The sequence below is a fragment of the Bacteroides sp. CACC 737 genome (genome assembly GCF_013874375.1).
Lineage (GTDB): Bacteria > Bacteroidota > Bacteroidia > Bacteroidales > Bacteroidaceae > Bacteroides > Bacteroides uniformis.
The window spans coordinates 2,174,580-2,197,756 of record NZ_CP059408.1; the positions used below are offsets into that span (position 1 = coordinate 2,174,580).

Annotated in this window: 20 protein-coding genes and 1 tRNA gene; 15 read left to right on the forward strand and 6 right to left on the reverse strand. The window is 47.3% G+C overall.

Annotated elements, in window-relative coordinates; genetic code table 11:
• Positions 1-3 precede the first annotated feature (3 nt).
• The 4 genes from H1A11_RS09460 (at position 4) to H1A11_RS09475 (ending at position 5,354) form a co-directional block, all read left to right on the forward strand.
• Complete coding sequence (locus tag H1A11_RS09460; RefSeq protein ID WP_181758055.1) at positions 4-1,794, forward strand: RagB/SusD family nutrient uptake outer membrane protein; 1,791 nt, start codon at positions 4-6, stop codon at positions 1,792-1,794.
• Positions 1,795-1,821: 27 nt separating this feature from the next.
• Positions 1,822-2,757: a hypothetical protein gene (locus H1A11_RS09465; RefSeq protein WP_057097813.1), complete on the forward strand. Its 936-nt coding sequence runs from the start codon at positions 1,822-1,824 to the stop codon at positions 2,755-2,757.
• A gap of 12 nt (positions 2,758-2,769) precedes the next feature.
• Positions 2,770-3,897: a glycosyl hydrolase family 18 protein gene (locus H1A11_RS09470; protein ID WP_181758056.1), complete on the forward strand. Its 1,128-nt coding sequence runs from the start codon at positions 2,770-2,772 to the stop codon at positions 3,895-3,897.
• 176 nt (positions 3,898-4,073) lie between these two features.
• A complete protein-coding gene (locus tag H1A11_RS09475) occupies positions 4,074-5,354 on the forward strand; it encodes a hypothetical protein (RefSeq protein ID WP_117600345.1) in 1,281 nt (426 codons plus the stop codon).
• 80 nt (positions 5,355-5,434) lie between these two features.
• Here the strand turns inward: H1A11_RS09475 and H1A11_RS09480 are convergent, their stop codons facing one another.
• Entirely contained in the window at positions 5,435-6,760 is a 1,326-nt protein-coding gene (locus H1A11_RS09480) for an OmpP1/FadL family transporter (RefSeq protein WP_181758057.1), read from the reverse strand.
• Positions 6,761-6,994: 234 nt separating this feature from the next.
• Between H1A11_RS09480 and H1A11_RS09485 the strand changes: the two genes are divergently transcribed.
• The 7 genes from H1A11_RS09485 to H1A11_RS09515 all read left to right on the forward strand — a co-directional run bounded on the left by H1A11_RS09485 (position 6,995) and on the right by H1A11_RS09515 (position 12,178).
• A complete protein-coding gene (locus H1A11_RS09485; protein ID WP_131225315.1) occupies positions 6,995-7,996 on the forward strand; it encodes a 2-hydroxyacid dehydrogenase in 1,002 nt (333 codons plus the stop codon).
• 99 nt (positions 7,997-8,095) lie between these two features.
• Positions 8,096-8,800: a pirin family protein gene (locus tag H1A11_RS09490; protein WP_057089062.1), complete on the forward strand. Its 705-nt coding sequence runs from the start codon at positions 8,096-8,098 to the stop codon at positions 8,798-8,800.
• 82 nt (positions 8,801-8,882) lie between these two features.
• Positions 8,883-9,617 carry an MBL fold metallo-hydrolase gene (locus H1A11_RS09495; RefSeq protein ID WP_181758058.1) on the forward strand — a complete coding sequence of 245 codons (735 nt, stop codon included), beginning with the start codon at positions 8,883-8,885 and terminating at the stop codon, positions 9,615-9,617.
• A gap of 39 nt (positions 9,618-9,656) precedes the next feature.
• Positions 9,657-10,802: a DUF4468 domain-containing protein gene (locus H1A11_RS09500; RefSeq protein WP_057089065.1), complete on the forward strand. Its 1,146-nt coding sequence runs from the start codon at positions 9,657-9,659 to the stop codon at positions 10,800-10,802.
• A 49-nt stretch (positions 10,803-10,851) separates the two neighbouring features.
• Positions 10,852-11,229, forward strand: a complete 378-nt coding sequence (locus tag H1A11_RS09505) for a VOC family protein (protein ID WP_117600350.1) — start codon at positions 10,852-10,854, stop codon at positions 11,227-11,229.
• Between the two features lie 29 nt (positions 11,230-11,258).
• Positions 11,259-11,444 (forward strand): hypothetical protein, encoded by a 186-nt coding sequence (locus H1A11_RS09510; protein WP_008664928.1) that lies wholly within the window; start codon positions 11,259-11,261, stop codon positions 11,442-11,444.
• Entirely contained in the window at positions 11,441-12,178 is a 738-nt protein-coding gene (locus H1A11_RS09515; protein WP_131225318.1) for a bifunctional 2-polyprenyl-6-hydroxyphenol methylase/3-demethylubiquinol 3-O-methyltransferase UbiG, read from the forward strand. The genes H1A11_RS09510 and H1A11_RS09515 overlap by 4 nt, the downstream gene beginning before the upstream one ends.
• A 74-nt stretch (positions 12,179-12,252) precedes the next feature.
• On the opposite strand, the gene H1A11_RS09520 is transcribed toward H1A11_RS09515, so the two are convergent.
• From H1A11_RS09520 to feoB, 4 genes are all read right to left on the reverse strand, one after another.
• Positions 12,253-12,789, reverse strand: a complete 537-nt coding sequence (locus tag H1A11_RS09520; RefSeq protein WP_016274283.1) for a TlpA disulfide reductase family protein — start codon at positions 12,787-12,789, stop codon at positions 12,253-12,255.
• Positions 12,790-12,918: 129 nt separating this feature from the next.
• Positions 12,919-12,990 (reverse strand) — tRNA-Cys (locus H1A11_RS09525).
• A gap of 68 nt (positions 12,991-13,058) precedes the next feature.
• The gene (locus H1A11_RS19090; protein ID WP_370293441.1) at positions 13,059-13,274 is read right to left on the reverse strand and encodes a hypothetical protein; all 216 of its coding nucleotides are present in this window, start codon (positions 13,272-13,274) and stop codon (positions 13,059-13,061) included.
• Positions 13,274-15,745 carry a ferrous iron transport protein B gene (feoB, locus tag H1A11_RS09530; protein ID WP_117965418.1) on the reverse strand — a complete coding sequence of 824 codons (2,472 nt, stop codon included), beginning with the start codon at positions 15,743-15,745 and terminating at the stop codon, positions 13,274-13,276. The genes H1A11_RS19090 and feoB overlap by 1 nt, the downstream gene beginning before the upstream one ends.
• Positions 15,746-16,209: 464 nt before the next feature.
• On the opposite strand from feoB, the gene tilS reads away from it, so the two are divergent.
• Positions 16,210-17,478 carry a tRNA lysidine(34) synthetase TilS gene (gene tilS / locus H1A11_RS09535; protein ID WP_117600354.1) on the forward strand — a complete coding sequence of 423 codons (1,269 nt, stop codon included), beginning with the start codon at positions 16,210-16,212 and terminating at the stop codon, positions 17,476-17,478.
• Between the two features lie 3 nt (positions 17,479-17,481).
• On the opposite strand, the gene H1A11_RS09540 is transcribed toward tilS, so the two are convergent.
• Positions 17,482-18,315 (reverse strand): 4Fe-4S binding protein, encoded by an 834-nt coding sequence (locus H1A11_RS09540; RefSeq protein ID WP_181758059.1) that lies wholly within the window; start codon positions 18,313-18,315, stop codon positions 17,482-17,484.
• 292 nt (positions 18,316-18,607) lie between these two features.
• On the opposite strand from H1A11_RS09540, the gene rho reads away from it, so the two are divergent.
• The 3 genes from rho (at position 18,608) to folD (ending at position 23,176) form a co-directional block, all read left to right on the forward strand.
• Positions 18,608-20,671: a transcription termination factor Rho gene (gene rho / locus H1A11_RS09545; protein WP_174647004.1), complete on the forward strand. Its 2,064-nt coding sequence runs from the start codon at positions 18,608-18,610 to the stop codon at positions 20,669-20,671.
• Between the two features lie 289 nt (positions 20,672-20,960).
• Positions 20,961-22,283 (forward strand): signal recognition particle protein, encoded by a 1,323-nt coding sequence (gene ffh / locus H1A11_RS09550; RefSeq protein WP_117965352.1) that lies wholly within the window; start codon positions 20,961-20,963, stop codon positions 22,281-22,283.
• 11 nt (positions 22,284-22,294) lie between these two features.
• Positions 22,295-23,176 (forward strand): bifunctional methylenetetrahydrofolate dehydrogenase/methenyltetrahydrofolate cyclohydrolase FolD, encoded by an 882-nt coding sequence (gene folD / locus H1A11_RS09555; protein WP_009038180.1) that lies wholly within the window; start codon positions 22,295-22,297, stop codon positions 23,174-23,176.
• Position 23,177: the final 1 nt, after the last annotated feature.

Consider the following 23,177-nt stretch of genomic DNA (forward strand, 5'->3'; position numbering starts at 1 on the left):
ATTATGAAAAAGATATTATTCATAGCATCAGCAATACTGATTCTTCTTTCAGGATGCGAAAACTTCCTCGATTCGGAACTTTTGACCGAAAAGACAACCGCCAACTTCCCGGAGACAGAAAAGGATGCCCAAGAGATGGTGACGGCCATATACGCCCATTTGTTGTTTGAAAGTCCTGAAACCTCTTCCCAGTATTACATTGCCCAGTTGGCAGGTGACGACTGTCTGGGAGGTAACCTCTCCTACTCCAACAACTGTGCCACCAACTTCCTTATGTACAGTGGCAATCTGAATACATTTGCCGGTATTTGGGACCGTTGTTACACCCTCATCAACCGTGCCAACAATGCCATCAACACAATGGACAACGTGAAATCATGGTCCAGCGAGAGCGAACGCAACCGACTTTTCGGTGAATCCTATTTCCTGCGTGCCATGGCATACTATGAGCTGGCACAAGTTTTCGGCGGAGTTCCCTTACGCACCACACTGGAAAGTACCAACCTGCCGCGTGCATCCGTAGACGAAATCTACGCCCAGATTGCAGCAGACTTGAAAAACGCTATCGAAATGATGCCCGCAAAGATTTATCCGAAAGGCTCAGACATGACCGGACACGCTACAAAATATGCCGCCGAAGCCATGATGGCACGTGTATTCCTTTTCTATACCGGACGCTACGAAAAAAACGAGCTTCCCAACGGAACTACCAAAGAGGAGGTCATCTCTTGGATAGATGACTGTGTTAACAACTCCGGTCATAAACTGGTGTCCGACCAACGCAACATTTGGGCCTATACCAACGATGCTACCGAAGACAATACCGAAGGGTTCCGTTACCAATACGTCATCAACCATAACCTGAAATGGGAAGGAAACAGTTCCGACGAAACTTTGTTCGCCAACAAGCATAACCTGAAATCCGACTGGACCTATACTTGGTTCTCCAACACTTGCGCCCAATTCTATTCACCGTCTGCCGACAACTATTCCAACAAAGACAGTTATCCCTTCGGCACCGGTTGGGGAGCTGGCCCTGTATCTCCGGCTATGGTCAACGAATGGAAAGACTGGGCCGCCAAGCAGACCTATACGGACGGTTACAAGGAGGATCCCCGTCTGACCGGTTCCATATGGTCGTACAAAGCACTTGATCCGAATGTTGCCGGCAATGTACTGATGGACTGCACCATGGACGAGGGTGAACCGGAATATACCGTATCCTATCGTTACTATGAACAAACCGGCTATTTCCAGAAAAAATACATCAATATCAATTCCTACAATGAAGGCAAAATCGAACCTTTCGGCAAGCAGATGTTCCCCGGAATATCTTCGCAGACATCCCAACAGCTACTCCAAATTGCCGACTTGATTCATATCCGTTTTGCCGACGTTCTGCTCATGCAGTCCGAGCTGAAACAAGACGCTACGGGTCTGAACAAGGTACGTGCCCGCTCCCACTTGGCTCCGGTGGCCTACTCCCTGGAAGCCATCAAGCAGGAACGCCGCTGGGAACTTGCATTCGAGTCCATCCGCTGGTGGGATATCCTTCGCTGGTCGGGTCCTTCGCTTGAGGAAGCCGGTGACATACTCAACAAACAGACCGGGTTCAATATAATAAATGCCGCTACGGTGGTACCGATGGTCAAATTCGACTATAAGAAACGCCTACAAGCAACCCAAGGCTACTGGCCCATTCCGCAAGACGAAATCGACATCTCCAATGGAGTCCTTGAGCAGAATCCAGGCTGGGATGCATCTGCCCAGTTCTCGGATTGGAACAATATGTAAGAGTATTAACCTATAAATAAAGACAATATGAAAGTAACAAAAATATTGATAGCAATGCTTGCTTCAGCCTTCATCGTTACTGCATGCGATCCTATCGAAGACGAAGACTTGCGAGACAAATATGTGACTGATGCCGGTACACCCATAACCAAGGAGGCATTACAAGCCGCCATATCCATTACCCAACCCTTCCCCAACCAAGACGGAGTAGTGGAAGGCGACCAGTATATCGCCCTGAAAAACTCCCGCCCGGACATTGGCGGTTCATGGCACATAGAATGGGGGGGCGAAGGAAGTAAACAAAGTAAGACTCTGGTCACGGACAACGCTACGGTCATCATGGAGTCCAATGCGGACTATTCCATCTACTATATGGGCATTTCCGCCAATCAGATTATCAAGACAGATCCGGTTGTAGTGACTGTGACCAATGTATTCGACGATTGGTCCACTTACTTCACCGGTGCAACCGACAAGAGTGACAAATCTGCCAAGAAGACCTGGAAATTCCGTGAAGTCAGCTGGGGTTCCGTCTGCAATATGGGGGCTCATGGAGGCTGGAAATATACCAGTGCAGGCTATACTCCCGAATCAAATTTTGCCTGGTGGGCCAATGTCACTGCCGCCGAAGCGGGAGACCAGTCCATGGTATTCGAATTCGACGGAAACAAGATGAAAACCTATGATGCCAGCGGAAACCTGAAGGCAGAAGGTACTTTCTCCTTCACACACGAAAAACCGGAAGACGGAGTACTGGGTGAACTGATAACAAGTATCCCCACCATCGGAGGAAATTATGACGACAACGGACAAAGCGTAGGCAGCAACAAATTCTGGCTGCTGACACTGGATGAGAACTATATCACAATCTATCATCCCGGCAAGTATAGCGGTGGTGTGGATTGGGACGACAGCGGCTGGTATGCTTACTTCAAGACTGAAGCAGGAACCGATTCTGAATAATATGCACTCTCTATGAAAAAGAAACTGCTATTTATAATAGCTACTGTCTTTCTAGTAGCCGCATGTCACAATGACGACTACATGCCCGGACTGCCAGCTCCGGGAAATGAAGACAACGAGACCGAAATGGCTGAACAGGTTGCAGGCCGGGTTGCATTGGGCTACGTCACTTATTATGGCACATCCATACCCGATGCCAAATACCTGACCCACATAAACTACGCTTTTGCAGAATTATATGTTAAAAACGGAATTTATGAAAAGTTTGGCCTGCAAGGCGATAAATCCCGTTTTGATAAGGTAAAGAAAATAAAGAGCCAGTATCCACATGTGAAGATATTACTCTCTTTTACCAATAGCGTTTCCAATTCTGACAATTCCCAGGACGGAGGCTTCTCCGCCCTGGCGAAGAGTCCGGAAATGCGCAAGCAATTCGCACAAGACTGCAGAGCCTTTGTTCTGAATGAGGGCATAGACGGTATTGACATTGACTGGGAATTTCCCGGTATGACTTTCGGCAGCAATGCTTATGACGAGTTGGTAGATGTGGAGAACTTTACCCTATTGATGAAAGACCTGCGTGCAGCATTGGGTCAGTCCACCCTATTGACCTATGCAGGTTATTGTATGGACAAACGTCCCCAAGGTGAAGGCTACAAATATATTGATGTAAAGGCTGTAGACCCGTATGTAGATTTCGTCAATATCATGGCCTATGATCTGGTTGGTGCCCCCCAGCATCAATCAGCATTGAACAAGCCTAGTAATTACTGGGACTGCCAGCGTTCCGTAGACGAATACCTGAATGCAGGTGTAGCTGCCAACAAATTAGTATTGGGGATTCCATTCTATGGAAGGGCAGATTTCAATTCCGGCGGCAGTATCAATTATCGGGATATTCTCAACTTGAGCAAAGACGACGGCTATGTCATCGATAATTGGGATGCCGAAGGCAATGTCCCCTATGTCACCAAAAACGGCAGTTTCTACTGTGGCTACGACAATCCCCGCAGTATTGCCGCCAAAGGTGAATGGATATTAAAAAACGGCATGAAAGGCATGATGTTCTGGGATTATGAAGGTGACGACACCATGGGAACCCTACGCAAAGCGCTATGGAATGCCGTCATGAAAAAATAAGTAACTTAACACACATTCTCAGGAGGTTATTCCGGAAATTAGGGTAAGGGTAATTTTGCATACGATCTTCATTCAAGGCAAGAATACTGACGGAATAACCTCCTTTCTTCCTCCAAGACTACAAAACCTTTTTTCATTTAAGTTGTTGAAAGCACATTCATCAAAACCTAACTTAAATGAAAACAATCTTAAAAGCAATGTTTCTGTTGTGCGTAACCGGACTTCCCTTGTCCACTATCCATGCACAAAAAAAAGAGATTATCGATGACGAAGCTCCAAACGGCATTGTCATAGTTACCATCGACAAAGCGGGCGACGAGATTATCCGCATCATGAATGAGTCACAATTGCCTTACATCCATGACCCGAAAGCTCCCCGCTTCTTATTGATGGACAAACAAGGCAAATTCGCCCTGGGTATCGGAGGGTATGTCCGTGCCACCGGCGAGTATGATTTTGGAGGTATTGTGGATGACATCGACTTTGTTCCTGCCAACATTCCAAGCAGTAGTAAAATCAAAAATCAATTTCAGATGGATGCCAGTACGGCTACTATCTTTCTGAAATTGGTCGGACACACCCGGCTATTGGGTGACTTCACAGTCTATACTGCTGGAAATTTCCGTGGTGGAGACAAGACATTCCAACTGCGCAATGCCTATCTTTCATTCCGCAATATAACAATAGGATACAATTATGGCGGTTTCATGGACTTAGGCGCCCTCCCTTCCACCATTGACTTTCAAGGTCCCAACGGTGCCACATTCTACCGCGCCACACAATTGTCATATACTTATAAAGGGCTGAAAGACTTTCGTTTCCAAGCTTCCATCGAGGCGCCTGCCGTTGACGGCACAACAAGCAGCCAATTCGAGATTGCCCAGCAACGCATGCCGGACTTCACGGCTTCGGCACAATACAGCTGGAACAGCAGCAGTCATCTGCGTGTAGGAGGTATCATCCGCAGCATGACATATACCAATGTAGAAAGGGATAAGGCATCCAGTGTCACCGGATACGGTATACAAGCCTCAACGACCTTCAATCTCGGTAAAAAATGGCAGGCATTCGGGCAAGTCAACTATGGTAAAGGTATCGGGCAATACCTGAACGACATCAGCAATCTGAACGTCGATATTGTCCCCAATCCCGAAAAGGAAGGCAAAATGCAGGCATTGCCCATGCTGGGCTGGTATGCAGGTCTGCAATATAACATATCTCCGAAGATATTCCTCTCAAGCACTTACAGCATGTCCCGCCTTTATTCTGAAGACGGTTATCCCAACGACCTGCCAAGTACCTACCGCTACGGGCAATATTTCGTAGCCAACGTATTCTGGAACGTAACCCCGAACATGCAGGTAGGCGCTGAATATCTGCGTGGCTGGCGCACCAACTTCGACAATTCCACCAACCATGCCAACCGTATGAACCTGCTTGTACAGTATTCTTTCTAATCCAATATAAAATAAGAAAGAAGCCGCCTCAAATCGATATTTGAGACGGCTTCTTAATATATAAAGGTAGGATTGTGAAATCAGAACTTATAGTCAACACCAAGACCAAACACTTTATTAGTACGGCTATAAACATTCTTGGTGGTTTCACTTATCTTCTTTGTATAATCATCATAGTTTGTCCAAAAATAGGCTATATTCATAGTCAAATGCTTTGTCATTTTGATGGCAGCACCAAACCCCAGTGAATAAGAATCACATGAAAAACTTATATCACTCTGAAAATCATCAGCCAAGCCATAATCTGTACGCTGATAACCACCACTGATGGTCAGCTGTTTAGCTATATCCCATTCTGCACCAATCAAAATTTCATGTGTGCCATGCTTCAACGCTTTCTGCTTATCATTGGCCATCCCTGCCGCTTTATCAAAAAAATGGTGATATTCCAGCGTTGCACGAAGCGTAGGAAGGAATTCATAACCAACAGCTGCAGTCAATAATGCAGGGATATCACTCGGAGTATTCACACCATCCTTATAGTCAGCCAAAGGATTCCCTTCATCTCCCATAGCAGTTCCCATTGCACGCACTTCAGCTTTTTTGGTTTTATTTTCGAGATTAAGACTTGTCATAAACTCGTACTTCAACCCAATATTCCATTTGCCCAACTTCACATCAGCTCCCAAGATAGGGGTCAATCCCCAGCCGGTCTGGTCGCAGTCTAAATCGATACCAACCAATTCCATGCCACCATAAGTAGGAATATTACTGTGTGCGGTTGCAGTCAGAAATCCTTCATACCCACCGGTAAAATAATTCATACGTCCACCGGCAAACACACCTAACCAATCATTAACTTGATACGACAACCCCAATTGCACACCATAAATAAACTGGCTTCCATCCATTGCACTATTGATAGAATACATATTGGAAGTGATTTGACCACCCGAAATAGTATGGACTTGTCCCATCACCATTGAATCGAACATACCCAAACCATCATCAAACGATGCCTTACCACCACCACCTACAACAGCAAAGCTACCGGAAATAGTCCAGTCTCCTTTTTTATATGCACCTTGAAAACTAGGAATGAAAGGAGCAGAAGCTTTTCCTTTATAATAACGTGTATTCCCATCTTCAATAAACAAGGGAAATGTCGCCTTTATGTTACGGGTCTGATAAGCACTTTGTCCATTCAAAGACAAATAGAGACCATCTTCCGGCAAGAAGGCCAAACCGGCCGGATTAGAATAGACACCGTCAATATCAATGGAAGCACCACGCGCTAACATTCTAAGAAAAGATACATGCTGATTTGTATTTGTCAGGATACCACCCGCAAAAGTTGGAATTGAAACGATTAACATCACAATGCTAATCAACGAAATTTTTCTCATCTAAATCTTTTTTAATTATTTTCGGGCGCAAAGGTACAATAATATTGCACATAAAAAAGAATTTTGTGCATAAAGTTATCCTAATATAATACTTTAATTGAAATACCAAATAGTTTCTGATGAAACAAATGGAAATAATTATCATTTTATGAATCCTTCCGGCCACTGAACCATATCAACTTTCCACTTGTTATCTCTCTATTATTATGTAACATTTAAAAAACAACAAATCCCATGGCATACACTATTGCATTTTTTGGCAGCAAACCTTATGATGAAGCGTCTTTCAATGAAAAGAACAAGGAATATAGTTTTGAGCTCCGCTACTATAAAGGGCATCTCAACAAGCACAACGTTATTTTAACCCAAGGCGTAGATGCAGTCTGTATCTTCGTGAACGACACGGCCGATGCCGAAGTTATCCGTCTGATGGCGGACAATGGTGTGAAATTATTGGCGTTGCGCTGCGCCGGCTACAACAATGTAGATTTGAAAGCGGCTGCCGACTGTGGCATTAACGTAGTGCGCGTCCCCGCCTATTCCCCTTATGCCGTGGCAGAGTATACCGTTGCCCTAATGTTATCCCTCAACCGTAAAATCCCACGCGCCACCTGGCGGACACGGGACGGAAACTTCTCGCTGCACGGACTTCTGGGCTTCGACATGTACGGAAAGACAGCAGGCATCATCGGTACGGGAAAAATTGCCAAAAAACTGATATGTATCCTGCGCGGATTCGGCATGAATATCCTTGCCTACGACCTCTATCCCGACTATAATTTTGCCCGTGAACACCAAGTGGTATATACCAGCCTGGATGAGCTTTATCACAATTCGGATATCATCTCCCTGCACTGCCCGCTGACTGAGCAGACCAAATATCTCATCAACGACTATTCCATCAGTAAAATGAAGGACGGAGTAATGATTATCAATACCGGACGTGGACAACTCATCCATACCAACGCCCTGATTGAAGGACTGAAAAACAAGAAAATCGGCTCTGCCGGCCTGGATGTGTACGAAGAGGAAAGCGAATATTTCTATGAAGACCAATCGGACAAAATCATCGATGACGATACCCTGGCGCGGCTACTGTCCTTCAATAATGTCATCGTCACTTCGCACCAGGCCTTTTTCACACGCGAGGCACTGGAAAACATTGCTTCGACAACGTTACAGAACATCAAAGATTTTATGAACCATAAGCCACTGGAAAATGAGGTCAAAGCATAGTTCCCACTCATTTACAAATTATTAGACATCGGTTTTAAAACTTTATAACTTTCCAAAGCGTTACTAGTATATAAACCATTTTAGGAAAAGGAATAAATTATGAAAAAAGTTATAGACAAATCAGATAGCAGAGGTCATTCCCTATATGATTGGCTTGACAGCCACCACACCTTCAGTTTTGACGAGTATTACAATCCCCGCCGGATGAATTTCGGCGCCTTGCGTGTACTGAACGACGACCGTGTGGCTCCGGGAAAGGGCTTCGGCACACATCCTCATAAAAATATGGAAATCATCTCCATTCCCTTGAAAGGGAAACTGAAACATGGGGACAGTCATCAGAACAGCCGCGTCATCACTCCGGGAGATATACAAACCATGAGTGCCGGCACCGGCATCTACCACAGCGAAATGAACGGCAGTGACACTGAAGCGGTAGAATTCCTGCAAATCTGGGTGATGCCCGAAAAGCTGAACACACCACCCGCATACCAGGACTTCGACGTACGTCCACTTCTGCGCAAAAATGAAATGGCGCTAATAGTATCCCCTGACGGCGATGCTCCTGCCAGATTGCTACAACAGACCTGGTTCTCTATCGGTGAAATAGAAGCTGGAAAGAAGATTGACTACCACATGCACCAATCGCATTCCGGTGTCTACATCTTCGTAATGGAGGGTGAAGTCAAAGTGGACGGCACAGTGCTCTCACGTCGTGACGGAATGGGAGTGTACGAAACCGGCAGTTTTGAGCTGGAAACACTGAAAGACTCTCACATTCTCTTCATAGAAGTACCGATGTAGCGTGCTTTTGCATAAAATAACAGCTTAAACCGGAAGTTTGTGTAGCGTTTTTTGTAATATTGCGCTATAATTCAATCCGTAAATGAAACTTGATTACATCTACCATAGCGGCTTCGCGATTGAAGCGGACGGAGTGACGGTCATTATCGATTACTATAAAGATTCCTCGGAAGAGGTTTTCAATAAAGGTATCGTGCACGACAATCTCTTGGAAAAGCCGGGCGTACTCTACGTACTATGCTCGCATTTCCATCCCGACCACTTCAATCGCGAAGTTCTTTCATGGAAAAAACAGCGGCCCGACATCCGCTACATATTCTCCAAAGACATCCTGAAGCACCGCCGCGCCTCAGCGGAAGATGCCACCTATATCAATAAGGGCGACACCTACGAAGACGAACATATCCGTATCCAAGCCTTCGGTTCCACCGATGTGGGTATCTCCTTCCTGATAGACCTGCAGGGCAGGCGACTGTTCCATGCCGGTGACCTAAACAACTGGCACTGGAGCGAGGAATCTACTCCGCAGGAAATACGCAAGGCCGAAGGTGACTTTCTGGCCGAAGTGAGAGCTCTGCAGCAAACTGCACCTGCCATAGATGTAGCCATGTTTCCGGTAGACAGCCGTATCGGAAAAGATTATATGCGTGGAGCAGAACAATTCGTGGAACGAATAAAAATCACTATATTTGTACCGATGCACTTCAGCGAAGATTATCAGGGAGGCAACGCCTTCCGGCAGTTTGCCGAGAGCAAGGGATGCCACTTTCTGAGCATCGCACACCGTGGTGAAAGTTTCGAACTCCCCAACTTGTAGCCCATAATTCGTAAATTAATAATTAAAACACATACTATTATGAAAAATTTGACACAACTTCTTTTTACACTGTTTTGCCTGTGTCTGCCGACCATGCTGCAGGCGCAGGATAGGGACGACAGTAAATATCTGGCCGGTGCCGTTCCCGAGGTGGACGGTAAAGTGGTATTCACCAAAGAATTCAGCATCCCCGGCATGTCTCAGGATGAAATCTACGAACGTCTGCTCGGCTGGATGGATGCCCGTCTGAAAGAGAATGAAAATAACAGCCGTGTAGTATTCTCAGACAAAGAGAAAGGACAGATTGTAGGTATCGGGGATGAATGGATTGTATTCAGTTCTACGGCTCTGTCATTAGACCGTACCAAAATCCTTTACCAGCTGACTGTGACCTGCCAACCCGAAAAGAGCGTGCTCGAAGTAGAGAAGATACGGTTTAACTATCGCGAAGGAAAAGAAAAATATACCGCCGAAGAGTGGATTGTAGACAAGTATGCCTTGAACAAGGCGAAGACCAAACTGGTACGCGGACTTGCCAAGTGGCGCAGAAAAACCGTAGACTTCGTTGATGACCTTTGCCTGGGAGCAGCAGAAGCATTGAGCGCCACCACTGCCAAAGCTCCGGTAGAAGAAAAGAAGGAAGAAAAGAAAGAGGTGAAAGCTGTCGTCAATTCCGGTCCGACGGTAATCACCCCGAAGAAACAAGTTACCGTGGAACCTGCCCAGGCTGCTGAAAAGGCATCCGAAGGCATCGTGAAAGATGCCCAAGTCATCGAAGTGCCCCAAGTCAAGAAACCTGCCGCACTGGTTCCTGCCCAAAAGAGCCAGCAGCAAGAATACAAGACCATAGCCCCCGAGCAATTGTCAGCCGATGCCATCCAGACCGGAGCAGGCAAATTGGTTATCGTCATCGGCCAAGAGCCTTTCAACATGACCATGATGACAGCAAACTCCGGAGGTTCTTTGGGCAAAGTCAACGGCAAACCAGTTGTATTCAGCATACTATCGCCCGACCAGCCGTATGAACAAATGGAAAAAGCAGAAAGCTATACCATCCGTTTCTATCCTACGGGACAGACAGAGCCTACGGTCATTCTGGAATGTAAGAAGCTGCCCTCACCGGCAACGATGGAAGGTATGCCACGCACGTATGTAGGCGAAATTCTGAAAGCAATGGTCAAATGACCGCACACGCAGACTATAAATTGTAAATAATCAAATCAGAAATAAACAAATGGAAATAAAAAGTAAATTCGACCATTTTAATATCAATGTCACCAACCTGGAACGTAGCATCGCATTCTACGAAAAGGCACTGGGGCTGAAAGAACATCATAGGAAAGAGTCGTCCGACGGCTCTTTCACTCTGGTCTATCTGACCGACGGCAGTACCGGCTTTCTGCTGGAACTGACCTGCTTGAAGGATCACCCACAAGCCTACGAATTAGGAGAGAACGAGAGTCACCTCTGCTTCCGCGTATCCGGCGATTACGACGCCATACGCCAATACCATAAGGAAAACGGATGGGTATGTTTCGAAAACACAGCAATGGGACTGTACTTTATCAATGACCCGGATGACTATTGGATTGAGGTATTGCCGGAGAAATGATATTCTACTTTATTAAAACAACGAAATATATGAGTATAGAAGAAGCGATGATGGGTGGTATTGTCTTCAAAGGCAAAAAGGACAAACCTAAAGAAGAAAACAAGATAAAGACCAAAGCCAAGAAGAAAACCTACATTACCGGGCAACACGGTTCCGCCTCAGCCAAAATGAAAGCAGAAATCCGCCGCAAACGCGCTAACAGACATAAGAAATGATAAATACAGCCTTATTGCCTGCCGACAAGGACCCGATGGGCGCAGCCATAGCCGATTACTTCAAACGGCATAAAGCCGACCGCCTACGCGTGTTCTCTTCACAATTCGATGAGGACGAAATTCCCGTCGAAGAGCTATTCCGCACAGAAAAGCAAATGCCCTTGCTGGAGCGTACTGCTCTGCAAATGGCAACCGGAAGGATTCTGGATGTGGGTGCCGGCAGCGGTTGCCATAGCCTTGCCCTGCAAGAAGCCGGAAAAGAGGTCCATGCCATCGACATTTCCCCGCTTTCCGTGGAAGTGATGAAGCAGCGAGGTGTGCGTAGCGTGTCACAAACCAATCTGTTCAATGAACACTTTGCCGATGAATACGACACTATCCTGATGCTGATGAATGGTTCCGGCATTATCGGAAAGTTGGAGAATCTGCCTGATTTTTTCCGGAAGATGAAGCTGCTGCTCCGGCCTGGAGGCTGCGTTTTAATGGATTCCAGCAACCTGAGCTATCTGTTCGAAGAGGAAGATGGCAGTATTGTTATCGACCTTGCCGGTGATTACTACGGAGAGGTAGACTTCCAGATGCAATACAAGAATGTCAAAGGAGACTCCTTTGACTGGCTCTACATCGACTTCCAAACCCTGAGCCTTTATGCTGCCGAAAACGGCTTTACTGCAGAACTGGTGAAAGAGGGTACACATTATGACTATCTTGCCAAACTATCCCGACAAGCATAAAATGAAGTGCCCCCTAAAGGTTAGACAAAAACTTTTAGGGGGCACTTCGTTTTTTTATATCTTGCCTATGCCTGCTATTCAGAAAGCATCCCGTCAATCTCCTTCACCAGAGAAGCAAATTCTTCAGGGTTATACAAACGTGTCAGCTTCACAATACGCCCTTCCTTATCAATTAGGACATTGCGTGTGATGCCTGCCTTGCGGAGCGCATACTTCGCAAATATATCCGCTCCCGGGTCCAGACCCAAAGGATAGGTCACTCCGGTTGACTTACCAAAAGCAATCACTTTCTCCAACGGCTCGTCACGGTCAATGCCAATCAGCATAAAATCCGGATTCGACTTATGCTTCAGCCAAATATCCTTCTCAATGAAAGGCATCTCCTTACGGCACACTCCACACCAGCTTGCGGTAAACTGCAACATGACCACCTTCCCACGAAGTTCCGAAAGGGTAATGCTTTTCCCATCCGTCAGCTTCACTGTAAAATCAGGAGCCATCTCCCCTACCTTAACGATGTAGCCGGTACTGTCCGCCACTACATCCTGTGCCTTGCCTGCCATGCTGCACATAGCAAACAGACAGAAAATCAGAAATCCTACTTTTTTCATTTTATTCAATCTTTAATAAGTAAGCTGTAACTATTCAGCGAATGATATTTTATAGAATGGGCAAACAATTCCCTATAACAAAAAACTCCGAAACACTTTTAAAAAGCAGTTTCGGAGTTTTATTCTTCGAGGTACCTGGCAGATTCGAACTGCCGTACACGGTTTTGCAGACCGCTGACTAAGCCACTCATCCAAGGTACCGGTTCTTACAAGAACTCTTTATTTCTTGTTTGCGGATGCAAAGGTAGCACTTTTTTTGAAACTACCAACTATCCGCAACAACTTTTCTTCTTTTTTTTCGTCACTCCACTGCACTCCGCACGCTTCTTATCATACAAATTCTTTAGTTCACAGCCACTTGCACAGCTATCACACGGATTACCATTTTCTTTGACCCGATGAAAAAAAGAATAAATACTCATGCCAATCCGCACAGCGCAGAGCAACAACAATAAGGCTACTACCCACTCCTGCCAACTATTCATCATAAAAACAGACCTCCTATCTGATAAATTGCAAAAGACATCAGCCAGGCCAGCGCAGTAGTATAAAGCCCCGCAAACACGGCCCACTTCCAACTGCCCGACTCCCCTTTAATGGCTGCCAACGTGGCGATGCACGGAAAATAAATCAGCACAAACACCATGTAGCCGAAAGCCACCAGGGGCGTTATTGGAATGCGTTCGCTCAAGCTTACGGCATCTACCTCGGCATCGTCGGCATAAAGCACTCCGAGCGTGCTTACCACCAGTTCCTTGGCGCCCACGCCGGAAAGGATGCCAATACCCAGTTTCCAGTCGAATCCTAACGGTTCGATGACCGGTTCCATGGCTTTACCAATCCGACCGATGTAGGAATTTTCCTGCTGTTCCGTCACACTTTCATATTCATCGTGGTTGGGATAATATCCCAATGCCCAGATAACGATGGATGCCACCATAATGATACCTCCCATCTTGCGGAGATACTGCGCTCCCTTCTCCCACGTATGGCGGAAGATGGCCTTGGACGTCGGCATACGATAAGGCGGCAGCTCCATGACGAACGGTGTATCGTCCCCTTTCACCAGGAAGCGGCAGAAAATGCGTGCCATGAGCACTGCCAACAGAATACCGATGGCATAGATTACCAACAGCACAAAGCTCGCATTGTTCGGGAAGAAGGCGCCTACCAGCAATAAATAGATGGGCAGACGGGCGCTGCACGACATCAGCGGGTTGATGAGCATCGTCACCAGACGACTCTTGCGGTTCTCGATGGTGCGCGAAGCCATGATAGCGGGAACATTGCAGCCAAAGCCCATAATCAGCGGAATGAAGGACTTTCCATGCAGCCCCATTTTATGCATAATCTTATCCATAATGAAAGCGGCACGCGCCATATAGCCCGAGTCCTCCATCAAGGAGATGAAGAAATAGAGCAACAGAATATTCGGCAGGAATACAATGACACCTCCCACACCACCGACAATGCCATCCACCAGAAGGTCCTTCAACGGTCCTTCGGACATGTTGTTGCGTATCAGGTCGCCCAATTCGCCTACCAGCCACTCAATCCCCTGCATAGGATAGTCGCCCAGCACAAAGGTGCCTTCGAACATCAGATAAAGGAAAAGGAAGAAAATGGGATAGCCCCATACGCGGTGGGTAACGATTGAGTCTATGATTTGAGTGGTCCGCGACGTATCCTGATGATTGTCCACATAGGTCTCGCGCAGGGCACCGGCTATAAAACCATACTTGGCGTCGGTGATGGCCTGCTCGCTCTCCTCGTTCATCACCTCGGCAATCCGTGCCTCTTCCCGGTCGCAGACGGCAAGAATTTCCTTTCCGTTGGGCAGCTCCTCCACAATCTTTTTCAAGTCTCCGTCGTTCTCCAGCAGCTTGATGGCAAGGAAACGCGTGGAATATTTGTGACGGATGTTCTCATTGACGCTGATGACGCGCTTCACCTCCTCAATGCTACGCTCCAACTCTGGACCGTGATTGATGTGGATATGGCGGAAAAAGCCGCGCGGCTGTTCCACCTCTTCTTTATGGCTGCCGAAATCATGGTCGGGAACATACTCCTGATGCCAGCTGCGAAGGTCATTCAATATCTCGCTGCGTATCCTTCCTTTATGGTCGAGGAAATCGCACCCTTCGTAAATATTGATAATCACATGAAACAGCTGTTCGATGCCCTTCCCGCTACGGCTGACCGTAGGCAACATCGGGACTCCGAACAACTGGCTGAGCTTTACATAATCCAGCGTATTTCCACTGGCTTCCAGCTCATCGTACATGTTCAGTGCAATCACCATGCGCACGTTCATGTCAATCAGCTGGGTGGTGAGATAAAGATTGCGTTCCAGATTGGAAGAGTCCACAACATTGATAATGATATCCGGCGTTTCATTGATGATGTGCCGACGAACATAGATTTCTTCAGGGGAGTAGGCCGAGAGGGAATAGGTTCCGGGAAGGTCGACAATACGGAAGTGATAGCCCTGGAAGTCAAAATACCCCTCCTTGGCATCTACCGTAACGCCACTGTAATTGCCCACATGCTCGTGCGAGCCGGAAGCGATGTTGAAAAGAGAAGTTTTACCACAGTTGGGATTTCCCACCAAAGCCACATTTATAGTGCGGCGTTTGCCGAGGGCCAGTTGCTTCAGCTCATCTTCGCCCAGATGCATGTTTTCGCCCAGCCCCTCGTGGTAATCGGGCTGCACAGCCTGCTCCTTCGCTTCCTGCTCACTGATAATCTCTATCATCTCAGCCTCCTGCCGACGAAGAGAAATCTCATATCCCATTACTTTGTATTTGATAGGGTCACGTAACGGAGCATTCAGCAAGACCTCCACTGTTTTACCTTTAATAAATCCCATTTCCACAATCCGTTTGCGGAAACCACCGTGTCCCAGCACTTTTACGATTACACCTTTTTCACCGGTATTCAATTCGGACAAACGCATAGTCTTTCTGCCTTTCTTTTCTATTTTGGGGGCAAAGATAATACTTATGCCCGCAAGGCACAAATAATTTAGAATGTTTTTAAATAAGCAGACACGGTTCTTTCCTTTAAAGGTGTCCCCCCCCTTAACTCCTATAAATGAAAGAGCCGTGATAAGCGAAAGAGAAAAGATTGAACCATCATTTAATTCCCCCAAAAGATACTGAACAATAATGCCCAAAAGGCAGAACACTATTTCCAGAGATACTAAATCGTAACTTCACCACATCTTTGTTCTTTTCTTACCACAGTTGTGGTAAGAAAAGAACAAAGATGTGGTATGCATAAAACACAGCTGTGGTAAGATTAGCTTTTAGCAAATACGACCTTAGCCGATAAAGATTCTGAAAATAGATACTTGCAGATGTGGCAATAAAAAATCGTTTGCACTATCTTTGCACTACTCTATAGTCGAATAAGTTGAATATGCAGAAGGTAGTACAATACATCGAGCGCCACAAACTCTTCTCGCCGGACGACAAGATACTTGTGGCACTGAGTGGCGGGGCGGACTCCGTGGCGTTACTGCGCCTGCTCCTCAGCCTGGGATACACATGCGAAGCCGCCCATTGCAACTTCCATCTGCGCGGAGCGGAATCCGACCGCGACGAGCACTTTGTACGCCAGCTCTGCCTGGAGCACCGGGTGACGCTGCACACCGTCCATTTCAACACAGAGCGGGAAGCAAAGGAACGGCATATCTCCATCGAAATGGCTGCAAGGGAATTGCGCTACGCGTGGTTTGAAAAAACAAGGGAAGCATGCAGTGCAACCGTCATTGCCGTCGCCCACCATCAGGATGACAGTGTGGAGACATTGCTGCTCAATCTGATTCGCGGTACCGGCATCAACGGATTGCGGGGCATACGCCCCCGAAACGGACATATAGTCCGTCCCTTGCTCTGCCTGGACAGAAAGGAAATCACCGATTATCTGGAAAGTATCGGGCAAGCCTACGTGACAGACAGCACCAATCTGCAGGACGAATATACCCGCAACAAAATACGCTTGAACCTGCTTCCCATGATGCAGGAGATAAACCCCTCCGTCAAGGAAAGCATCCTCAAAACGGCAGAGCATCTGGACGATGCGGCCTCTATATATAATATAGGTATAGAAGAAGCCAAACTGCGGGTCAAGACATCGGAAGGCATAAGTATCAACGCCCTGAAGCAAGAAGCGGCATCGGAAACGGTCTTATTTGAGATCTTGCATCCGCTTGGATTCAACGCCGCACAAGTAAGGGACATCTGCCGGACATTGGACGGACAGCCCGGCAAAGTCTTTACTACCCCCGGCTGGCGTGTTATCAAAGACCGCGGCTCGTTGTTGATAGAACCCGTACAAGAAGCCGTAAAGCCGCTACTGGAAATAAAAGAGCATCCCTATACACCGGATTTCATTATTCCACGCGACAAAGCCACCGCCTGCTTTGATGCCGACAAACTCAAGCATCCCCTCTCGCTGCGCCTTTGCAAGCAGGGAGACAGTTTCGTGCCCTTCGGCATGAAAGGACGGAAGAAGGTAAGCGACTACCTGACCGACCGCAAGTTCTCCCTTCTGCGCAAAGAACGGCAATGGGTACTTTGCTGCGGAGATGACATCATCTGGCTGGTGGGAGAACGGGCGGACAACCGTTTCAGAATAGACGAAAAAACCCGGAAAGTGCTGGTTGTATCAACCACCGGCCAGTAGCCATCACAGAATGATTCTGTCCTCCTTCTGTTTCTTGAAGCAATCGGAAAGCAATACGGCAAACGGCGTGTCATACGTGCGCGCCTTCTGCGGACAGCCTTTCACACAAGCACAACACTTGATGCATTTCTCTGCAACCGTGTTACACTCGTCTCCTTTTATAATGGCTCCTGCAGGACAATGCTTCACGCAATATCCGCAATGCGTACAACGTTCCGCATCCACTTCCGGAGTGCGGGGCATAGGCACCCCACTCTTACGCAACTTGACGACTCTGCGCAAAAAGCGTAGCAACGGGAAGAAAGGCTGGCGCGGGCGCTGGATACGGGCCACATCCACTCCATACAGTTTCTCCATATCTTCGGCTGCCGCAATTTTAGCACGTATCTTTTCACCAAAAAGCTTTGCATACTCCAAATCGTCCGCATCCGGACGTCCGGCCGCTACCGGGTATTTCTCACTGCTATAAGAGTGCTCGCCTACAAACGTAGCGCCTGCAATTACCTTGAAACCCAACTTCGTGACAAAAGCATCCAATTCCACCAAAGCCTTCTCATAGGCCCGGTTGCCGTAAACCACCACAACCACGGCAGGTGCACCGTCAGCACGAAGCTCCTTCATTCGCTCCAATGCCAAAGGAGCCACATGACCGCCATATACGGGCACCGTGATGATCGCCAAAGCATGGGAAGGCACCTCCCTTTTACCCGCCGCTTCCAAGGTGAGGTCCACTTTGGAGACAGACGAAATTCCCGTTCCGTGAACAATTGCCTCTCCCACTTGTTTAGAGGTACAAGTAGGTGAAAAAGTTATCAACTGCACTTCATCTATATTCATAAACCAATCCTTCATGTTGTTGTTAATACAGCAAAGATAAAGTTTTAAATTTAAAAAAAAGATGATTTGTTTATGAAACCAAAAATATTTATTACCTTTGCACCGTTGAAACATTCTGCGACTTCTTGCTGTGGCGAGAATTGTTTATCAGATTTCCGGTTCAATAATAAATATCCCATATAAATCATATATCACAAGGTAAACTTGCCCAAGTTGCTTCCTACAACAACTGCAATTGTGCACTTATGCCTTTCAATAAAAGTAAATTTTAAACCATTCACATATATACTGTATGTATAACATCATTCAACTGAACGACAAAAATTTGTCGGAACTACAAACTATTGCCCAAGAACTGGGTATAAAAAAAACAGACTCACTCAAAAAAGAAGAACTTGTTTACAAGATACTTGACGAACAAGCTATCGCAGGCGCTACCAAGAAAGTTGCCGCCGACAAGCTGAAGGAAGAGCGCAAAGGGGAAAAACAAAAACGCTCGCGCGTCACTGTAAAGACCGTAAAAAAGGAAGGTGCCGACAAAGTGTTCTCAGCCAATAAAAACGGAGACCTCACCAAAGCCAAAACTGAGGAAATACCGGCTGCGAAAGAACAACCCAAAACTGTGGAAGCACCCCAAGAACCGACCATAGAAGCTGCAACGCTGGCGCCAGCCAAAGAAGCCGCCCCCCAAAAACGCAAACCGGGACGTCCCCGCAAGGTAAAGGAAGAGGCTGCCGCACCCCAAGCAACAGAAACCCCGAAGGTTGCCGAACCGGAACTGAACTTCGAGGCTAAAGCTCCGAAAACAGAACCTCAAGCGGAAGCTAAAAAAGTGGAAGCTAAAAAAGCCGTGAAGAATATCGTACCGGACGAAAGCCCTATTCTGGCCGAGGCGGCAGATGACTTCATCCCCATTGAAGACCTCCCCACAGAAAAGATAGAGTTGCCTTCCGAACTTATCGGTAAATTCGAAGCGACCAAAGCAGAAACTCCCGCAACTCCCACTCCTGCCGTTGCCCCTGCCGAACTACAACCGCAACAGCCACAACGCCCACGCCTCCGTCCCCGTGACAACAACAACCCATATAATAATAACAACAATAATAACCGTACCGGTGGCTATAACCAACAGCGCCCCGCGCAGCAGCGCCCTGCACAACCCTATAACAACGGAGAGAACTATCCCGCCGCTCCGGAACGCAAACCCGTAATAGAACGCGAGAAAGCGTACGAATTCGACGACATCCTCACCGGAACCGGTGTACTGGAAATCATGCAGGATGGCTACGGCTTCCTCCGTTCCTCCGATTACAACTATTTGTCCTCACCGGACGATATTTACGTATCACAATCACAAATCAAATTGTTCGGCCTGAAAACCGGTGATGTGGTAGAAGGCGTAATCCGTCCCCCGAAAGAAGGCGAAAAGTACTTCCCGCTGGTAAAAGTATCCAAAATAAACGGACGTGACCCGGCTTTCGTACGCGACCGCGTACCGTTCGAGCACCTCACCCCCCTCTTCCCGGACGAGAAGTTCAAGCTTTGCAAAGGCGGATACTCCGACTCTATGTCGGCCCGTGTCGTAGACTTGTTTGCTCCCATCGGCAAAGGTCAGCGTGCCTTGATTGTAGCACAGCCCAAAACCGGTAAGACCATCTTGATGAAAGACATTGCCAACGCCATTGCCGCCAATCATCCGGAAGTCTACATGATTATGCTGCTCATCGACGAACGCCCGGAGGAAGTTACCGACATGGCTCGCACCGTCAATGCGGAAGTAATCGCCTCTACCTTCGACGAACCGGCAGAACGCCACGTGAAGATTGCCGGCATCGTCCTTGAAAAAGCAAAACGCATGGTGGAATGCGGACACGATGTTGTCATCTTCCTCGACTCCATCACCCGTCTGGCACGTGCCTACAACACCGTATCCCCGGCTTCCGGCAAAGTGCTTTCCGGTGGTGTGGATGCCAACGCATTGCATAAGCCCAAACGCTTCTTCGGTGCAGCACGTAACATCGAGGGCGGTGGTTCACTGACCATCCTTGCCACTGCCTTGATTGACACCGGCTCGAAGATGGACGAGGTTATCTTCGAAGAATTCAAGGGTACGGGTAATATGGAGTTGCAGCTCGACCGCAACTTGTCCAACAAGCGTATCTTCCCGGCTGTCAACATCGTTGCCTCCAGCACCCGCCGCGACGACCTGCTGCAAGACAAGCAGACACTGGACCGCATGTGGATTCTCCGCAAGTACCTTGCCGACATGAATCCGATAGAAGCCATGGACTTCGTAAAAGACCGTCTGGAGAAGACCAAAGACAACGACGAATTCCTGATGAGCATGAACAGTTAACAATAACTGCATACAGATATTGTACAAAAGCTTCCATTTACGTCCATAAACGTAGGTGGAAGCTTTTTTATATCCGTTTTTTCATATATAGAAAATAAGTAAAAAGCCCTCAAAAAACAGAATAATATAGATAATTATCAGTGCCCTGACCGGCACTTCCATTCTTTTCGCCCATCCACTGCAAGTCTTCAATAATATTCTGCTTCAAAAGAAGGCAGTTAAAGGGATTTTTTGTACTTTTGCGCCTCAATAAGAGTAATTTGTAATTTAGTAATTGTAATTAGATACTATGTTCGATAATTTAAGCGAGAGACTTGAAAGGTCGTTTAAAATTTTGAAAGGTGAGGGCAAAATCACCGAAATCAATGTTGCGGAAACCCTGAAAGACGTACGTAAGGCACTTTTGGATGCCGATGTGAACTATAAGGTAGCCAAAAACTTCACCGATACCGTTAAGGAAAAAGCCTTGGGACAAAACGTGCTGACAGCCGTTAAGCCCAGCCAGCTGATGGTAAAAATCGTGCACGATGAACTGACCCAGCTCATGGGCGGCGAGACTTCTGAAATAAACCTCGACTCCAAGCCTGCCATTATCCTAATGTCCGGTTTGCAAGGCTCCGGTAAGACAACTTTCTCCGGAAAGCTGGCCCGCATGCTGAAGAGCAAGAAGAACAAAAAGCCGTTATTGGTGGCTTGTGACGTATACCGTCCTGCTGCCATCGAGCAGTTACGCGTACTGGCTGAACAGATTGGCGTACCTATGTACTCGGAACCGGACAGCAAGAATCCGGTAGCCATTGCCCAAAATGCCATCCAAGAAGCCAAAGCCAAAGGCTACGACCTTGTAATTGTCGATACAGCCGGTCGTTTGGCAGTGGATGAGGAGATGATGAACGAGATTGCCGCCATCAAGAAGGCCATCAATCCGGACGAAATTCTGTTCGTAGTGGATTCAATGACCGGTCAGGATGCAGTGAACACCGCTAAGGAATTCAACGAACGGCTCGACTTCAATGGTGTAGTATTGACCAAACTGGATGGTGATACCCGCGGTGGTGCCGCCCTTTCTATCCGTTCGGTGGTAAACAAGCCCATCAAGTTTGTAGGTACCGGTGAAAAGCTGGATGCCATAGACCAATTCCATCCCTCACGTATGGCCGACCGTATCCTCGGTATGGGTGACATCGTATCTTTGGTGGAACGTGCACAGGAACAATATGACGAGGAAGAAGCCAAACGCCTGCAAAAGAAGATTGCCAAGAACCAGTTCGACTTCAACGACTTCCTGAGCCAGATTGCACAAATCAAGAAAATGGGTAACTTGAAGGAACTTGCCTCCATGATACCGGGCGTAGGCAAAGCCATCAAGGATATAGACATTGACGACAATGCCTTCAAGAGCATTGAAGCCATTATTTACTCCATGACTCCGGAAGAACGCAGTAATCCGGCCATTCTGAACGGTTCACGCCGCCAGCGCATTGCCAAAGGTAGCGGTACGAATATTCAGGAAGTAAACCGCCTGCTGAAACAGTTTGACCAGACCCGCAAGATGATGAAGATGGTAACTGGCAGCAAGATGGGCAAGATGATGCCGAAATTAAAAAGATAAGATAATAGCCTATGACACTGATTGATGGAAAAGCAATTTCAGAGCAAGTAAAGCAAGAGATTGCAGCAGAAGTAGCCGAAATAGTGGCTCGTGGGGGTAAACGCCCGCATCTGGCCGCCATTCTTGTAGGACACGATGGAGGTAGCGAAACCTACGTTGCCGCCAAAGTAAAAGCATGCGAAGTTTGCGGATTCAAGTCCTCCCTTATCCGTTACGAGGCAGACGTTACCGAAGAGGAACTGCTTGCCAAAGTACGCGAATTGAACGAGGATGCAGATGTGGACGGTTTCATTGTACAGCTTCCCTTGCCCAAACATATCTCTGAGCAAAAGGTGATTGAAACCATCGACTACCGTAAGGATGTGGACGGTTTCCATCCCATCAATGTGGGACGGATGTCCATTGGTCTTCCCTGCTATGTATCCGCTACCCCCAACGGTATCCTTGAACTGCTGAAGCGCTATCAGATAGAAACTTCAGGCAAGAAATGCGTGGTATTGGGACGCAGTAACATTGTCGGCAAACCCATGGCTGCCCTGATGATGCAGAAAGCTTATCCCGGCGACGCCACAGTAACCGTATGCCACAGCCGCAGCAAAGACCTGGTAAAGGAATGCCAGGAAGCGGACATCATCATTGCTGCGTTGGGACAACCGAACTTTGTTAAGGCGGAAATGGTCAAGGAAGGTGCTGTCGTTATTGATGTAGGTACTACCCGTGTGCCCGATGCCTCCAAGAAATCCGGGTTCAAGTTGACCGGTGATGTGAAATTCGATGAAGTAGCTCCTAAATGTTCATTCATTACCCCCGTACCGGGAGGCGTAGGTCCGATGACCATCGTTTCCCTTATGAAGAATACATTGCTTGCCGGCAAGAAAGCAATCTACCAATAAC

Bases quoted from the DNA above. Each gene is read 5' to 3' on its own strand.
- H1A11_RS09515 (WP_131225318.1), top strand. From the start codon at position 11,441: ATGATAAATACAGCCTTATTGCCTGCCGACAAGGACCCGATGGGCGCA.
- H1A11_RS09510 (WP_008664928.1), top strand. From the start codon at position 11,259: ATGAGTATAGAAGAAGCGATGATGGGTGGTATTGTCTTCAAAGGCAAA.
- feoB (WP_117965418.1), bottom strand. From the start codon at position 15,745: ATGCGTTTGTCCGAATTGAATACCGGTGAAAAAGGTGTAATCGTAAAA.
- H1A11_RS09465 (WP_057097813.1), top strand. From the start codon at position 1,822: ATGAAAGTAACAAAAATATTGATAGCAATGCTTGCTTCAGCCTTCATC.
- H1A11_RS19090 (WP_370293441.1), bottom strand. From the start codon at position 13,274: ATGAATAGTTGGCAGGAGTGGGTAGTAGCCTTATTGTTGTTGCTCTGC.
- folD (WP_009038180.1), top strand. From the start codon at position 22,295: ATGACACTGATTGATGGAAAAGCAATTTCAGAGCAAGTAAAGCAAGAG.
- H1A11_RS09475 (WP_117600345.1), top strand. From the start codon at position 4,074: ATGAAAACAATCTTAAAAGCAATGTTTCTGTTGTGCGTAACCGGACTT.
- tilS (WP_117600354.1), top strand. From the start codon at position 16,210: ATGCAGAAGGTAGTACAATACATCGAGCGCCACAAACTCTTCTCGCCG.
- H1A11_RS09490 (WP_057089062.1), top strand. From the start codon at position 8,096: ATGAAAAAAGTTATAGACAAATCAGATAGCAGAGGTCATTCCCTATAT.
- H1A11_RS09495 (WP_181758058.1), top strand. From the start codon at position 8,883: ATGAAACTTGATTACATCTACCATAGCGGCTTCGCGATTGAAGCGGAC.
- ffh (WP_117965352.1), top strand. From the start codon at position 20,961: ATGTTCGATAATTTAAGCGAGAGACTTGAAAGGTCGTTTAAAATTTTG.
- H1A11_RS09470 (WP_181758056.1), top strand. From the start codon at position 2,770: ATGAAAAAGAAACTGCTATTTATAATAGCTACTGTCTTTCTAGTAGCC.
- H1A11_RS09540 (WP_181758059.1), bottom strand. From the start codon at position 18,315: ATGAATATAGATGAAGTGCAGTTGATAACTTTTTCACCTACTTGTACC.
- H1A11_RS09460 (WP_181758055.1), top strand. From the start codon at position 4: ATGAAAAAGATATTATTCATAGCATCAGCAATACTGATTCTTCTTTCA.
- rho (WP_174647004.1), top strand. From the start codon at position 18,608: ATGTATAACATCATTCAACTGAACGACAAAAATTTGTCGGAACTACAA.
- H1A11_RS09480 (WP_181758057.1), bottom strand. From the start codon at position 6,760: ATGAGAAAAATTTCGTTGATTAGCATTGTGATGTTAATCGTTTCAATT.
- H1A11_RS09505 (WP_117600350.1), top strand. From the start codon at position 10,852: ATGGAAATAAAAAGTAAATTCGACCATTTTAATATCAATGTCACCAAC.
- H1A11_RS09520 (WP_016274283.1), bottom strand. From the start codon at position 12,789: ATGAAAAAAGTAGGATTTCTGATTTTCTGTCTGTTTGCTATGTGCAGC.
- H1A11_RS09500 (WP_057089065.1), top strand. From the start codon at position 9,657: ATGAAAAATTTGACACAACTTCTTTTTACACTGTTTTGCCTGTGTCTG.
- H1A11_RS09485 (WP_131225315.1), top strand. From the start codon at position 6,995: ATGGCATACACTATTGCATTTTTTGGCAGCAAACCTTATGATGAAGCG.